The sequence below is a fragment of the Pseudomonas parafulva genome (assembly GCF_000800255.1).
Classification (GTDB): Bacteria; Pseudomonadota; Gammaproteobacteria; order Pseudomonadales; family Pseudomonadaceae; genus Aquipseudomonas; species Aquipseudomonas boreofloridensis.
In genome coordinates this window covers 3106030-3120669 of record NZ_CP009747.1, presented here as the reverse complement: position 1 = coordinate 3120669, position 14640 = coordinate 3106030, and the positions used below count along the sequence as shown (strand labels likewise).

At 67.0% G+C, this 14640-nt stretch carries 13 protein-coding genes; 12 read left to right on the top strand and 1 reads right to left on the bottom strand.

Annotated features, from left to right (window positions below; all coding sequences use genetic code 11):
* Positions 1-3: 3 nt before the first annotated feature.
* Genes gspD through gspN form a run of 10 tightly spaced genes read left to right on the top strand, consistent with a single transcriptional unit; the run spans position 4 to position 8552 of the window.
* The gene (gspD, locus tag NJ69_RS13460) at positions 4-1959 is read left to right on the top strand and encodes a type II secretion system secretin GspD (protein ID WP_039579793.1); all 1956 of its coding nucleotides are present in this window, start codon (positions 4-6) and stop codon (positions 1957-1959) included.
* The gene (locus NJ69_RS13455; RefSeq protein ID WP_375063387.1) at positions 1956-3407 is read left to right on the top strand and encodes a GspE/PulE family protein; all 1452 of its coding nucleotides are present in this window, start codon (positions 1956-1958) and stop codon (positions 3405-3407) included. Before gspD ends, NJ69_RS13455 begins: the two co-directional genes overlap by 4 nt.
* 2 nt (positions 3408-3409) lie before the next feature.
* Positions 3410-4612, top strand: coding sequence for a type II secretion system inner membrane protein GspF (gspF, locus tag NJ69_RS13450; RefSeq protein ID WP_039579789.1), 1203 nt, complete (start codon positions 3410-3412; stop codon positions 4610-4612).
* Between the two features lie 14 nt (positions 4613-4626).
* Positions 4627-5061: a type II secretion system major pseudopilin GspG gene (gspG, locus tag NJ69_RS13445; protein WP_039579786.1), complete on the top strand. Its 435-nt coding sequence runs from the start codon at positions 4627-4629 to the stop codon at positions 5059-5061.
* A gap of 1 nt (position 5062) precedes the next feature.
* Positions 5063-5500 carry a type II secretion system minor pseudopilin GspH gene (gene gspH, locus NJ69_RS13440; RefSeq protein WP_039579783.1) on the top strand — a complete coding sequence of 146 codons (438 nt, stop codon included), beginning with the start codon at positions 5063-5065 and terminating at the stop codon, positions 5498-5500.
* Complete coding sequence (locus tag NJ69_RS13435) at positions 5497-5865, top strand: type II secretion system protein (protein WP_029613812.1); 369 nt, start codon at positions 5497-5499, stop codon at positions 5863-5865. The genes gspH and NJ69_RS13435 overlap by 4 nt, the downstream gene beginning before the upstream one ends.
* Positions 5862-6452, top strand: coding sequence for a prepilin-type N-terminal cleavage/methylation domain-containing protein (locus NJ69_RS13430; protein ID WP_029613811.1), 591 nt, complete (start codon positions 5862-5864; stop codon positions 6450-6452). Before NJ69_RS13435 ends, NJ69_RS13430 begins: the two co-directional genes overlap by 4 nt.
* Complete coding sequence (locus tag NJ69_RS13425) at positions 6449-7513, top strand: type II secretion system protein GspL (RefSeq protein ID WP_039579780.1); 1065 nt, start codon at positions 6449-6451, stop codon at positions 7511-7513. The genes NJ69_RS13430 and NJ69_RS13425 overlap by 4 nt, the downstream gene beginning before the upstream one ends.
* The gene (gene gspM, locus NJ69_RS13420) at positions 7510-7896 is read left to right on the top strand and encodes a type II secretion system protein GspM (RefSeq protein ID WP_039579778.1); all 387 of its coding nucleotides are present in this window, start codon (positions 7510-7512) and stop codon (positions 7894-7896) included. The genes NJ69_RS13425 and gspM overlap by 4 nt, the downstream gene beginning before the upstream one ends.
* Positions 7893-8552 carry a type II secretion system protein N gene (gene gspN, locus NJ69_RS13415; RefSeq protein WP_029613809.1) on the top strand — a complete coding sequence of 220 codons (660 nt, stop codon included), beginning with the start codon at positions 7893-7895 and terminating at the stop codon, positions 8550-8552. The genes gspM and gspN overlap by 4 nt, the downstream gene beginning before the upstream one ends.
* 12 nt (positions 8553-8564) lie before the next feature.
* Here the strand turns inward: gspN and mltF are convergent, their stop codons facing one another.
* A complete protein-coding gene (mltF, locus tag NJ69_RS13410) occupies positions 8565-10022 on the bottom strand; it encodes a membrane-bound lytic murein transglycosylase MltF (protein WP_039579776.1) in 1458 nt (485 codons plus the stop codon).
* Between the two features lie 289 nt (positions 10023-10311).
* Here mltF and purL point away from each other — a divergent pair, with 289 nt between their 5' ends.
* Both purL and NJ69_RS13400 read left to right on the top strand, forming a co-directional pair.
* Entirely contained in the window at positions 10312-14211 is a 3900-nt protein-coding gene (gene purL, locus NJ69_RS13405) for a phosphoribosylformylglycinamidine synthase (protein WP_039579773.1), read from the top strand.
* Positions 14212-14523 carry a Nif3-like dinuclear metal center hexameric protein gene (locus tag NJ69_RS13400; protein ID WP_039579771.1) on the top strand — a complete coding sequence of 104 codons (312 nt, stop codon included), beginning with the start codon at positions 14212-14214 and terminating at the stop codon, positions 14521-14523.
* The last annotated feature ends 117 nt before the right edge of the window (positions 14524-14640 follow it).

Here is a 14640-nt window from a genome sequence, read left to right as displayed (position 1 = left end):
GCGATGATCGCAAGATACTGTGTGGCCAGCGTGCTGAGCCTGGGCCTGTGGTGTGCTTCGGTGTGGGCCGAGGCGCCGGAGGTGGACGATGACGGCGTGCCGCAGTACGAGGTGAACTTCGTCGACACTGACATGGGCGAGTTCATCGACAGCGTCTCGCGCATCACCGGCACCACCTTCATCGTCGATCCACGGGTCACCGGCAAGGTCACGGTGCGCACTGTGGACCGCCACGATGCCGAGGCCATCTACGACATCTTCCTGGCGCAACTGCGCGCCCAGGGCTTCGCTACCGTCGACCTGCCCAACGGCAGCGTGAAGATCGTCCCCGACCAAGCGGCGCGACTGGAACCGGTGCCGGTGGAGCATGCCGGCAAACAGGGCAAGGCCAGTGACGGTGTGGCCACACGGGTCTTCAATGTGCGCAACGCCGCCAGCGAGCAGATGCTCGGCATCCTCAAGCCGCTGATCGACCCGCGCGTGGGCGTGATCACGCCGTATCCGGCGGCCAACCTGCTGGTGGTGACCGACTGGCGCAGCAACCTGGAGCGTATCGATAAATTGCTGCGTCAGCTCGACCAGGTCAGCGACGAGCCGTTGCAGGTCATGCCCTTGCAGCACGCCAGCGCCACCGACACCGCGCCGCTGCTCACCCGTCTGCTGGCCCGCGAGCAGGGGGCCGACAGCGCCCAGGTGGTGGCCGATCCACGCAGCAATGCCCTGCTGGTGCGCGGCAGCGCCGACAGCCGCGAGCGCGTGCGCGCCTTGCTCGGCCAACTCGACCGGCCCGGCGACACCCTGCGCAGCAGCAATACCCAGGTGATCTACCTGCGCCATGCCAACGCGGGCGAGGTGGTGAAAGTGCTGCGCGGCCTCGGTCAGGACGGCGCAGTGCCCGAGGCGGCGGTGGGCGAGGGCAAGCAGGCGGCCGTGCGCACGACCAGCGATGCAGGGGTCCGCCTTGAATATGAAGAAGGCGCCAACGCCGTGGTCATGGTCGGCCCGGACAGCGAGCTGGCCGCTTACCGCAACATCGTCGAGCAGTTGGACATTCGCCGTGCCCAAGTGGTGGTCGAGGCGATCATCGCCGAGGTCTCCGACAGCAGTGCCCAGGAGCTGGGGGTGCAATGGCTGTTCGCCGACCAGAAGTTCGGCGCGGGTATCGTCAACTTCGGCAGCAATGGGGTGAACATCGCCAATATCGCTGGAGCGGCTGCCGCCGGAGACAACCAGGGACTGGGCAAGCTGCTGTCGGCCACCACCGGCGCGACGGCCGGTATTGGCCACTTCGGTGGTGGCTTCAACTTCGCCATGCTGATCAACGCGCTCAAGGGCAAGACCGGGTTCAACCTGCTGTCCACCCCGACCCTGCTGACCCTGGACAACGCCGAGGCGTCGATTCTGGTGGGCCAGGAAGTGCCGTTCGTCACCGGGTCCGTGACCCAGAATAACGCCAACCCTTACCAGACCATCGAGCGCAAGGAAGTGGGGGTGAAGCTGCGCATCAAGCCGCAGATCAACAGCGACAACAGCGTGCGCCTGGACATCGTCCAGGAGGTGTCGTCCATCGCCGATTCCAGCGCTGCCAGCGATGTGATCACCAACAAGCGCGAGATCAGGACCAAGGTCATGGTCGACGACAATGGCCTGGTGATCCTCGGCGGCCTGATCAGCGACGAATCCACTGCCAGCGACCAACGCGTGCCAGTGCTCGGCGACATTCCTGGCGTGGGCCGGCTGTTTCGCTCCGACAGCCGGCGCAACGTCAAGCAGAACCTGATGGTGTTCATCCGCCCGCGCATCCTGCGCGACGGGCCGAGCCTCGCCGGCCTGAGCCAGGAGAAGTACCGCAGCCTGCAACGCGACACGCCGCTGCAGATGCCCGAACTGGCCGAGGGCGGTGGTCTGTTGCAGGCCTTCCCAGCCAGCCGCGCGCGCCTGGAAGGCGGCAACTGGTGAGGCTGGCCTACCGCGTAGCGCGGCACAGCGGCGTGGCCATGGCGAGCGACGAGCCAGGCTGGCAGCTCTGGCTGCGCGAGGACGCCGACAGCGACCAGGTACAGGAACTGCTGCGCGTGCACGGCCAGCCCAGCGCTGTCCAGCACCTGGACCGCGCGGCGTTCGACGAGCGTCTCGGCCAGTTGTACCAGGCCGGCGACTCGGCCACTGCGGCGTTGATCGAAGGCATCGGCGAACAGGTCGACCTCGACGGCCTGATGAGCGAAATGCCGCGCATCGAGGATTTGCTGGAAAGCGACGACGAGGCGCCAGTGATTCGCCTGATCAACGGCCTGTTCGGCCAGGCCCTGCGTCTGCGTGCGTCGGACATTCACATTGAGACCTTCGAACAGACCCTGGTGGTGCGTCTGCGGGTCGACGGCCATCTACGCGAAGTGTTGCGCCCACCGCGTGCGCTGTCGGCGATGCTGGTGTCGCGGATCAAGGTGATGGCGCGCCTGGACATCGCCGAGAAGCGCCAGCCCCAGGACGGGCGGATCAGCCTGCGGGCGGCCGGTCGCGAGGTGGATGTGCGGGTGTCGACGCTGCCGGGCATCCATGGCGAACGCGTGGTGATGCGCGTGCTCGACAAGCAGGCCAGCCTGCTGGCGCTGGACAACCTGGGCATGCCGGCGGCTGCCCTGCACGGGCTGCGCACCTGCCTGGCGCGGCCCAATGGCATCGTGCTGTCCACCGGGCCGACCGGGTCGGGCAAGACCACCACGCTGTACGCCAGCCTCAACAGCCTCAATGACGGCAGCCGCAACATCCTCACTGTCGAAGACCCGGTGGAGTACGCCATCGCCGGCATTGGCCAGACGGCCATCAACCCACGTGCCGGATTGACCTTCGCCAGTGGCCTGCGCGCGATCCTGCGCCAGGACCCGGACGTGATCATGCTGGGCGAGATTCGCGACCAGGAGACCGCACAGATCGCCGTGCAGGCCAGCCTCACCGGGCACCTGGTGCTTTCGACCCTACACACCAACAGCGCCGTCGGCGCGGTGACGCGGCTGCGCGACATGGGCGTGGAACCCTTCCTGATCGCCTCCAGCCTGCGCGGCGTGCTGGCCCAGCGTCTGGTACGGCGGCTGTGTTCGTGTGCCGAGGCCCGACCGCTACAGCCGGCCGAGCAACGCCTGTGGCCGGAGTTGGCGGCATTGCACAGCACCCATCATCCGGTGGGCTGCACGTTGTGCCAGGGCAGTGGTTATGTCGGCCGCCTGGGGCTGTACGAATTCATCGAGCTGGATGCAGGACTGGTCGCGCTGCTGTACGAAGGCGCCAGCGAAGTCGCGATGCAGCACTATCTGGCCTCCCGGCGCCAGAGCCTGGTGGCCATGGCCAGCGACTGCCTGGCGCGCGGCGACACCAGCCTGGCCGAAGTGCTGCGCGTGGTGCAGGGCTGAGCATGCCGACCTATCGCTACCAGGCCGTGGACATGGCGGGCAAGACCCACAAGGCCAGCGTGCAGGCCGACAGCGAACGCCATGCCCGGCAGGTGCTGCGCGACCAGGGCCTGTTCGCACGGTCGTTGCAGCGTCATCAAGGCGCAGCGCTGCAACCGCGTCGTCAGCGCCTGACCCGTGCCCAACTGTGCGAGCTGACCCGGCAGTTGGCCACGCTGACCGGCGCGGGCATCGCGCTGGTCGACGCCCTGGCCACCCTCGAACGGCAACTGCGTGCCCCGGCGTTGCAGGCGGTGCTGGTGGCGGTGCGCGGCGCCCTCGCCGAAGGCCTCGGCCTGGCCCGTAGCCTGGCCCGGCAGGGCGCGCCGTTCAGCGGCCTGTACTGTGCCCTGGTCGAGGCCGGCGAGCGCTCCGGGCGCCTGGCCCAGGTGCTGACGCGCCTGGCCGATCATCTCGAGCAGGTCCAGCGCCAGCAGCACAAGGCCCGCACTGCGCTGATCTACCCTTGCGTGCTGATGGGCGTGTCGCTGGCCGTGGTGGTCGGCCTGATGACGTTCGTCGTCCCCAAGTTGACCGAGCAGTTCGCCCACTCCGGGCAAGCCTTGCCGTTGATCACCTCGCTGCTGATTGGCCTCAGTCAGGGGCTGGTCAGCGCCGGCCCCTGGCTGCTGGGCGCGGCAATGGCGTCGACCGTGCTGGGCGCTTGGCTGCTGCGCAAGCCGCACTGGCGCCTGCGTCGTGACCAGTGGTTGCTGCGTCTGCCGCGGGTCGGCGCGTTGTTGCAGGTGCTGGAAAGCGCGCGCCTGGCGCGCAGCCTGGCGATTCTCTGCGGCAGCGGCGTGGCGCTGCTCGAAGCCTTGCAGGTGGCCAGCGACACGGTGGCCAACCAGCGCATCCGCCTGGCCCTGGAGCAGGTGCGCCTGCAGGTGCAGGGCGGCACCAGCCTGCACCGGGCGCTCGATGCCTGCGGCCAGTTCCCGCCGCTGCTGGTGAACATGGTCGGCAGCGGTGAGGCCAGCGGCACCCTGGCCGACATGCTCGAGCGCGTGGCCGACGACCAGGAGCGCGGCTTCGCGCGCCAGGTGGACACCGCCATGGCGCTCTTCGAACCCCTGATGATCCTGGTGATGGGCGGCGTGGTGCTGTTCATCGTGCTGGCGGTGCTGTTGCCGATCATGCAGCTCAACCAGGGTCTGCAACTGTGAAAAGGAGCCCCCTCATGCCCTCATGCGCCAAGCGCCAGCGCGGTTTCACCCTGATGGAAATCATGGTGGTGATCTTCATCATCGGCCTGCTCATCGCCGTGGTCGCGCCCAGCGTGCTGGGCAACCAGGACAAGGCCATGCGCCAGAAAGTCATGGCCGACCTGGCCACGTTGGAACAGGCCCTGGACATGTACCGTCTGGATAACCTGCGCTTTCCCAGCACCGAGCAGGGGTTGGCTGCGCTGGTGAAGAAGCCGACCCAGGAACCGCTGCCCCGCGCCTGGCGCAGCGATGGCTACATTCGCCGGCTGCCTGAAGACCCTTGGGGCACGCCTTATCAGTACCGCATGCCCGGTGAGCATGGCCGGGTCGATGTCTATTCGCTCGGCGCCGATGGCGCGGCCGGGGGCGAAGGGCTGGACGCCGACCTGGGCAACTGGGCGCTCTGAGATGTCGGGCCAACGCGGCTTCAGCCTGCTCGAACTGCTGGTGGTGCTGGCCATCGCCGGGCTGATGAGCGGGCTGAGCGTGGCCTGGCTCGACACCGGTCATTCGGCCGCCGAGCAGGCCTTGCAGCGTCTGGCGGCGGCGGTGCGCGAGCAGTCTGGCCTGGCCCGCCACGGTGGGCAGTTGCGCGGCTTGCGCTGGAGCGGCAAACGCCCGGAGTTCGTTCGCCATGATGGCAATGGCTGGAGAGTGGAACCGGTGGCGTTGGGCGAGTGGCCCGCGCAGTTACGCCCGGACTGGCTGGCCGCCGAGGCGCCGCAACTGGTGTTCACCCCCGACGGCTGGGCTCGGCCCGGCACGTTGCAGTGGCGCTGGCCCGAAGGCGCGCAGCGCTGGAGGTGGGCCCGGGACGGGCGTTTGCAGGTGGTGGAGCGTCCATGAAAGCGCGGCAACGGGGATTCACGTTGCTGGAGGTGTGCGTCGCGCTGGGCATTGCGGCGGTGCTGGCGGTGATGACCAGCCAGGTGCTGCGTCAGCGCCTGGCGGTGCAGGCGGGCGTGCAGCAGCACCGGCTCGGCGCACTGTGCGCCCGCGAGCTGCTGGCGCGGTTCAGCGTGGAACAGTATTGGCCGTCGAGCGATGTCGGTAGTGGCCAACTGCAGCAGGGCGGGCAGGTGTGCCATTGGCACCTGCAACTGCGCAGCACGGGTGTGCGCGACCTGCGTCGTGGCGAATTACGGTTGTTCGCCGACCGCGACCAGCGTCTGCCGCTGGGGCAATACACGCTGTTCCTGGAGCGTCCATGAAGCGGCGCCAGGCGGGGTTGACCCTGATCGAGCTGATGGTAGCGCTGGCCTTGACGGTGGTCCTTGGCTTGCTGCTGGCCGCCCTCGTGCAGGGCTGGCTCAGCGTCCGTGAGCGCCTGGCCGGACAGTCCGATGACAGCGATGTGCTGGAGTTCTGCCTGGCGCTGGAGCGCCGTTTCGACAGCCCGGTACTGCGTCAGTTATACGAGCAGCGCCTGCCGCTGGCCACGCGCTGGCTCGACTGGCAGGCCCAGAACCAGCAGTTGCTGTGGGTCGCTGCGGCCGCCTGGCCACAGGCCGAGGGCGGCTCGCGGTTGCAGCGCCAGCGCCTGCGTTTCGACGCCAAGGCGCAACGTCTGCTGGTGGAAACCTCCGCCGACCTGTACGCCGCCGAGCGCCCTTTGTGGGTGCTGCGCGAGCACTTGGAACGGGTCAGCGAAATGAACATCCTGTACTTCCAGGCCGGCAGTTGGCTGACCTGGCCGGCTGATCAGCCGACGCACCCCGGACGAGGCGTGCGCCTGCATCTGCAACGTGACGGAGCTCCGTATGTCTGCACATTCGTTCTGCCCTGGGGGCGCTCATGAAGGTTAAACGCCGCTGGCGGGCAGCGCCGCGTCCCTGGTTGTTGCTGTGTCCCGGCGAGCACGGCTGGCGCTGGCGGTTGCAGGAACCTGGTGAAGGACGCGTCGAGGGGCAGGGGCGTGCGCCACAGATCCCCGGTGCCCGGGTAGCCCTGGTGGTGCCGGGTGAGGCGTGCAGTCATTTCCAGTTGGCGGCGCCGCCTGGGCTCAAGCGTGAAGAATGGCCGCTGCTGCTGGAGGATCGCCTGGTGCAGGACTTGGACGCCGTTGACTGTGCGTGCATCGGCCGGACGACGGGGCAACTGCGTCTGGTGGTGACCGCTCGCCATCGGCTCGATGAATGGCTGGCGCAATGCGCGGCCTGGGGCCTGCAGGTCGAGCGCTGCTGGGCCGAATTCCAACTGCCTGCGGCGCCACGGCCAGGGCAGGGCTGGCATTGGCAGCAGGGCACGCAGGACCTGTGCGCGCGGATCTCCCAGGAGGGCCGCGAGCAGTGGCTGGCCTGGCCGCAGGCGCTGGGCGACGTGCCTTGGGACGATGACGGGGTTTTACGCTTCACAGGCGACTGGCCACCGCACTGGGCGGATCTGGAGCGTTTGCCGAGCCTGCGGCCACTGCGTCGAGCGCGCCGGTCACTGCAATCGACGCCGTTGCAGCGCCGTGCGCTGATCGCCTGTGCGGCGCTTGCCGTGGTCTGGGGCGGACTGTGGCTGGGCCAGCAGTGGCGTCAGGCCGAGGTCTTTCGTCAACAGGTGCTGGCCGTGACCGGCGCGCAAGCCTCGCCGCGCCAGGCCGCGCAGCGGCTCAGAACCCTGCAGCAGGATGATGATGACGCGGCCTTGCGCCTGCGCCGTCTGCAGGTGCTGCAAGAGCAGGTCAACGGTTGGCTGCTTGCTCATCCGCACTGGCGCTTGCGCGCCGTGCGCTTCGATGGCCAGTGCTGGTCCGTGCAACTGGAGGGCGAGGGCGCGGCGCCGCCGTGGCAGGACATGGCCGCTGCGGTCGGTGCCACCGTTCAGGTGCAAAGCCCCGCGGTGGTATTCGATTTGGGGAGCCGCGCATGAGTCTCACCTTCACCCGTGGTCAACGCCTGCTGTTTGCCTGGCTGCTGATCGGCCTGCTGGTCAGTGTGCTGCTGGTGCGCGAGGGCCTGGCCCGCTGGGCCGAGCTGCGCCAATGGCGCGCATTGGCCGAGTCTGCCGTGCACCTGCAACACGGTCCGCCCATGGGCCTGGACGCGTTGCGCCAATCGGCCGAGAGCCGCGCCATCAGCCTTTGCGAGATCGAACCGCAGGACGGCGACTGGCGAGTGCGCGGTAACGTCGACGATGCGCAGCCGTTGCTGGCCTGGCTGCAGGCCTTGCAGGCCGAAGGTGCGCAGCCGTTGCAGTGGGGGCTGGAGCAGGACGGCAAACGCCTGCGCTTCGACCTGCGGTTACGGCCATGAAGGCGCGCGTGCTGCTGTGGCCGCTGTTCGTTTTTGTGCTGACGCTGGTGGCCGAGTGGCCTGCTCGCTGGCTGGCGGCGATGGCTGGGCTACCGGCCCAGGGCGTGAGCGGTAGCCTGTGGCAGGGAGAGGCTGCGCAAGTGGGCGATGCCGGTCCGCTGAAGTGGCAGGTTCAGCCGTGGCGACTGCGGGCGCAGATGCGCCTGGGGTATCAAGGTCAGGATTGGCAGGTGCAGATCGCCGGCTGGCCCTGGCGTTGGCACGCGCAGTTGGCGGCGCTGGAACCTACGGCGAGCGTTGCGGCGGACTATCGATTGGCCGGTCATTGGCAAGGACGGCTGGACATCGACGGTGCCTGGCGCCGCTGCCAACACGCGGCAGGACGGCTGCAGACGCAGTCGCTGGCCCTGGTCGCGCCTTGGTCGATGGCGTTGGGGGAGGGTTGGTTGCAGTTGCAGTGCGACGACGACTGGCGGGTGCAGGGGGCGCTGGCGCTGGCGGGGCAGCACCGGGTCGATCTGGAGGCTTTCCTGGGCGCTCGGCGGGGTCGGCTGACCTTCGCGGTGCAGCCCCAGGCGGCGCTGACACCCTTGCTGCGTGGCGCCCAATGGCTGGGGCCTGAGGCCAGCAGTGGCGAGCGGCAGTGGCGCTGGTAGCGCGGGCGCGGGTTACATCGGCGGCGACTGTTCGGCCGGCTTGTCCTTGTTCACGCCCGGTACATGCAGGTTGCCCTCGGCGACCTGGCCTTCGAGCTGCGGTTGGGTCACCCAGGTGAGGATGTCGTAATAGCGACGGATGTTGGCCACGAAGTGCACCGGTTCACCGCCGCGGGCATAACCGTACTTGGTCTTGCTGTACCACTGCTTCTGCGACAGGCGCGGCAGCATCTTCTTGACGTCCAGCCACTTGTTCGGGTTCAGCCCTTCGCGCTTGGCCAGGGTGCGGGCGTCTTCCAGGTGACCGGTGCCGACGTTGTAGGCGGCCAGTGCGAACCAGGTCCGATCCGGCTCGGCGATACTGTCGTCGAGTTGCTCCTTGATCAGCATGAAGTACTTGGCGCCGCCCATGATGCTCTGCCGTGGGTCGAGCCGGTTGGACACGCCCATCGCCTGGGCGGTGCGCTGGGTCAGCATCATCAGGCCGCGCACGCCAGTCTTGGAGGTAACCTCCGGCTGCCACATCGACTCCTGATAGCCGATCGCTGCCAGCAGGCGCCAGTCGACCTGCTCGGTCTTGGCGTAGCTCTTGAAGTGCTTTTCGTACTTGGGCAGGCGTTGCTGCAGGTGCTGGGCGAAGGTGTAGGCGCCCACATAGCCGAGCACGTCGACATGGCCGTAGTAACGGTCCTTCAGGCGCTGCAGGGTGCCGTTCTTCTGCGCCTTGTCGATGAAGTCGTTGACCTGGTTGAGCAGGCTATTGTCTTCGCCGGCCGCCACCGCCCAGCGCTGGTCGCGAGCGTCGCCCAGGTCGAAGGCCACGCGCACGTTGGAGAAGTACACCTGGTTCATCGCCAGCTCGTTGGAATCGACCAGGGTGAGGTCGATCTGGCCCTCGTCGACCATGCGCAGCAGGTCCACCACCTCGACCGCGTCAGATTCTTCGTATTCCAGCGTCGGATACTGTTTTTTCAGCTCGGCCAGTTGTTCGGCATGGCTGCTGCCCTTGAGCACCATGATCTTCTTGCCTACCAGATCCTTGGGTTCGGTGGGACGCGAGCGGCCGTTTCGGTAGATGACCTGAGGCGTGACTTGCAGGTAAGGATGGGAGAACTTGGCCTGGGTCTGGCGCTGCGCACTGCTGACCAGCCCGGCGGCGGCCAGCACCGGGCCGGCCGGCTTGCCGAGCTGGGCGAAGAGGTCATCGAGGTTGTCGGCGGTCTCGATCTCCAGCTTCACGCCGAGATCGTCGGCGAAACGCTTGACCAATTCGTACTCGAAGCCGGTTTCGCCGTTGCGGTCCTGGAAGTAGGTGGCCGGGCTGTTGCGGGTGACCACGCGCAGCACACCGTCCTCCTTCACACGCTCGAGAGTGCTGGGTTTTTCAACACAGGCACCGAGCATCAGGAAGAGTCCGGTTGCGAAAAGCCATCTGGCGCAACGCTGGCGCAAAGCAGTGTGGGCGAACATGGGGTGCAGTATACGCAAAGCACTGCTGGCGCCATATCTCGACAACAACCAGGGAGTCTGATAGCAGCTTGTGAGCTGCAAGCTGTAAGCGGCAAGCTGCAAGAAAAGCGGGCGCGGCACAATTCGCTCTTTCTTGCCGCTTGTAGCTTGTAGCTTGCCGCTGCTTTTCTGACCCGAAAGTCCGGTTCAACCGCCCGGCCGGCATGGCGTACAGCGGGTGCCGAAAGCCATTCATTTAGGCTAGAATGCACGGCCTCCAAGTACACCCCTTCCTGAGGCTGTCCCGACGATGTTGATCCTGCGCGGCGCTCCTGCCCTTTCTGCCTTTCGCCACGGTAAATTACTCGAGCAACTGAGCCAGAAAGTCCCCGCTGTTTCTGGTTTGTATGCCGAATTCGCCCACTTCGCCGACGTTGACGGCGAGTTGACCGTCGACCAGCAGCAGGTGCTGGGGCGTCTTCTCAAGTACGGTCCGAGCGTACCGGTACAGGAGCCCAACGGCCGCCTGTTCCTGGTCGTGCCGCGCCTGGGCACCATTTCGCCCTGGGCCTCCAAGGCCAGCGACATCGCCCACAACTGCGGCCTGCAGTCGATCCAGCGCCTGGAGCGCGGCATCGCCTACTACGTCGCCGGGAACCTCAGCGAGGCCGATGCCGCGTGTGTCGCGGCTGAACTGCACGACCGCATGACCCAGCGCGTGCTCGGCCAACTGGAGCAGGCCGCCGACCTGTTCAACCATGCCCAGCCCAAGCCCATGACCTCGGTGGACATCCTCGCTGGCGGTCGCGACGCCCTGGCCAGGGCCAACGTCGCGCTGGGCCTGGCCCTGGCCGAAGACGAGATCGACTACCTGGTCAACGCCTTCCAAGGCCTCAAGCGCAACCCGAACGACATCGAACTGATGATGTTCGCCCAGGCCAACTCCGAACACTGCCGTCACAAGATCTTCAACGCCAGTTGGGATATCGACGGCCAGGCTCAGGAAAAGAGCCTGTTCGGCATGATCAAGAACACCTACCAGATGCACAGCGAAGGCGTGCTGTCGGCCTACAAGGACAACGCCTCGGTCATCGTCGGCAGCGTCGCCGGCCGCTTCTTCCCGAACCCTGAGACCCGCCAGTACGGCGCGGTGAAGGAGCCGGTGCACATCCTGATGAAGGTCGAGACGCACAACCACCCGACCGCCATCGCCCCATTCTCCGGCGCCTCCACCGGTTCCGGCGGCGAGATTCGCGACGAAGGCGCCACCGGCCGTGGCGCCAAGCCCAAGGCCGGTCTCACCGGCTTCACCGTGTCCAACCTGCGTATCCCCGGCTTCGAGCAGCCGTGGGAGCAGGCCTACGGCAAGCCGGAGCGCATCGTCGATGCCCTCGACATCATGGTCGAAGGTCCGCTGGGCGGCGCGGCGTTCAACAACGAATTCGGTCGTCCGGCGCTGACCGGCTACTTCCGGACCTTCGAGCAGGCCGTCAATACTCCCCACGGTGAAGAGGTGCGCGGTTACCACAAGCCGATCATGCTCGCCGGCGGCATGGGCAACATCCGCGAAGATCACGTGCAAAAAGGCGAGATCACCGTCGGCGCCAAGCTGATCGTGCTCGGTGGCCCAGCCATGCTCATCGGCCTGGGCGGCGGCGCTGCCTCGTCGGTGGCCACCGGCGCCAGCTCGGCCGATCTGGACTTCGCCTCCGTGCAGCGGGAAAACCCGGAAATGGAGCGGCGCTGCCAGGAGGTCATCGACCGCTGCTGGCAGCTGGGCGACGCCAACCCCATCGCCTTCATCCATGACGTGGGCGCCGGCGGCATCTCCAACGCCTTCCCCGAACTGGTCAACGACGGCGGCCGTGGTGGTCGTTTCGAGCTGCGCAATGTGCCCAACGACGAACCGGGCATGGCCCCGCACGAAATCTGGAGCAACGAATCCCAGGAACGCTACGTGCTGGCGGTCAGCGCCGAAGACTTCGAGCGCTTCCAGGCCATCTGCGAGCGCGAGCGCTGCCCGTTCGCCGTGGTCGGCGAAGCCACCGCCGAGCCGCACCTGACCGTCACCGACAGCCATTTCGACAACACCCCGGTGGACATGCCGCTCGACGTGCTGCTGGGCAAGCCGCCGCGCATGCACCGTTCGGTCACCCGCGAAGCCGAACTGGGCGATGATTTCGACCCCAGCGCGCTGGACCTGGACAACGCCGTCGAGCGCGTCCTGCACCACCCGGCGGTGGCCAGCAAGAGCTTCCTGATCACCATCGGCGACCGCACCATCACCGGCCTCGTGGCCCGCGACCAGATGGTCGGGCCATGGCAGGTGCCGGTGGCCGACTGCGCGGTCACCGCCACCAGCTTCGACGTCTACACCGGCGAAGCCATGGCCATGGGCGAGCGCACCCCGCTGGCCCTGCTCGATGCCCCGGCGTCCGGGCGCATGGCCATCGGCGAGACGGTCACCAACCTGGCCGCTTCGCGTATCGACAAGCTGTCCGACATCAAGCTGTCGGCCAACTGGATGTCCGCGGCCGGCCATCCCGGCGAAGACGCCCGTCTGTACGACACCGTCAAGGCCGTCGGCATGGAGCTGTGCCCGGAACTGGGCATCACCATCCCGGTCGGTAAAGACTCGATGTCGATGAAGACCCAGTGGACCGATGAAGGCGTCGACAAGAGCGTGACGTCGCCCCTGTCGCTGATCATCACCGGCTTCGCCCCGGTGACCGACATCCGCAAGACCCAGACCCCGCAGCTGCGCATGGACAAGGGCGAGACCGACCTGATCCTGATCGACCTGGGCCGTGGCAAGAACCGCATGGGCGCCTCGATCCTGGCGCAGACCTTCGGCAAGCTCGCAGCCCAGGCACCGGACCTGGACGACGCCGAAGACCTCAAGGCGTTCTTCGCGGTGATCCAGGGCCTGAATGAGGACGGCCACCTGCTGGCCTACCACGACCGTTCCGACGGCGGACTGCTGGTCACCGTGCTGGAAATGGCCTTCGCCGGCCACTGCGGCCTCGACCTGCACCTCGATCCGCTGACCGACAGCCGTAGCGACGTCGCCGCCATCCTGTTCAACGAAGAACTCGGTGCCGTCATCCAGGTACGCCAGGACGCTACCCCGGATGTGCTGGCCCAGTTCAGCGCTGCCGGCATCGGCGAACAGTGCGTGGCGGTGATCGGCAAGCCGGTCAACAATGGCCAGGTGTCCATCAGCCTCAATGGCGAAGTGCTGTTCGACGACGACCGTCGCCTGCTGCAGCGCCAGTGGGCCGAAACCAGCTACCAGGTCCAGCGCCTGCGCGACAACGCCGAGTGCGCCGACCAGGAATTCGACGCGCTGCTCGAGGAAGACAACCCCGGGCTGTCGGTCAAGGTGGGCTATGACGTCAACGAGGATGTCGCCGCCCCGTACATCAAGAAGGGCGTGCGTCCGCAAGTGGCGATCCTGCGCGAGCAGGGCGTCAACGGTCAGGTCGAGATGGCTGCGGCCTTCGACCGCGCCGGGTTTGCGGCCATCGACGTGCACATGAGCGACATCCTCGCCGGTCGCGTCGACTTCGAGGCGTTCAAGGGCTTGGTCGCCTGTGGCGGCTTCTCCTATGGCGACGTACTCGGTGCCGGTGAAGGCTGGGCCAAGTCGGCGCTGTTCAACAGCCGCGCCCGCGACGCCTTCCAGGCGTTCTTCGAGCGCACCGACAGCTTCGCCCTGGGCGTGTGCAACGGCTGCCAGATGATGTCCAACCTGCATGAGCTGATTCCCGGCACCGAGTACTGGCCGCACTTCGTGCGTAACCGCTCGGAGCAGTTCGAAGCGCGGGTGGCCATGGTCGAGGTGCAGAAGTCCAACTCGATCTTCCTGCAGGGCATGGCCGGTTCGCGCATGCCGATCGCCATCGCCCACGGCGAGGGCCATGCCGAGTTCGCCAGCGAAGAGGCGCTGTTGGAAGCCGACGTGTCTGGTTGCGTGGCCCTGCGCTACGTCGACAACCACGGCAAGGTGACCGAGCAGTACCCGGCGAACCCGAACGGATCGCCCCGGGGTATCACCGGCCTGACCAGCCGCGACGGCCGCGTGACCATCATGATGCCGCACCCTGAGCGGATGTTCCGTGCCGTGCAGAACTCCTGGCGCCCGGACGAGTGGCAGGAAGATGCCGCGCTGATGCGCATGTTCCGCAACGCGCGGGTGTGGGTGAACTGAGTGTTCAAGCTGGCCTTCTTCGTGCCTGCCAGCCATGTCGAGGTGGTCAAGGCCGCTGTGTTCGCCGCCGGTGGCGGGCGTATCGGCGACTATGACCACTGCGCCTGGCAAACCCTCGGCCAGGGCCAGTTTCGCCCGCTGGACGGCAGCCAGCCGTTCATCGGGCGAGCCGGTCAGGTCGAGGCGGTGGAGGAATGGAAGGTCGAGCTGGTGGTGGCCGATGAGCATGTCGCTCAGGTGGTCGCCGCTCTGAAGCACAGCCATCCTTACCAGACGCCGGCGTACGAGGTCTGGCCGCTGGCCGACTATTAGGCTCTGTCTGAAAAGCCTTGATACTCGTTCGTGCTGCGTTAAAAAGAGAGCCGAGCGCCGTCGTTCTCGCGGTGACGCGCTGCAATCGACAAGCCCCGTCAGTCTTCTGCCGGGGCT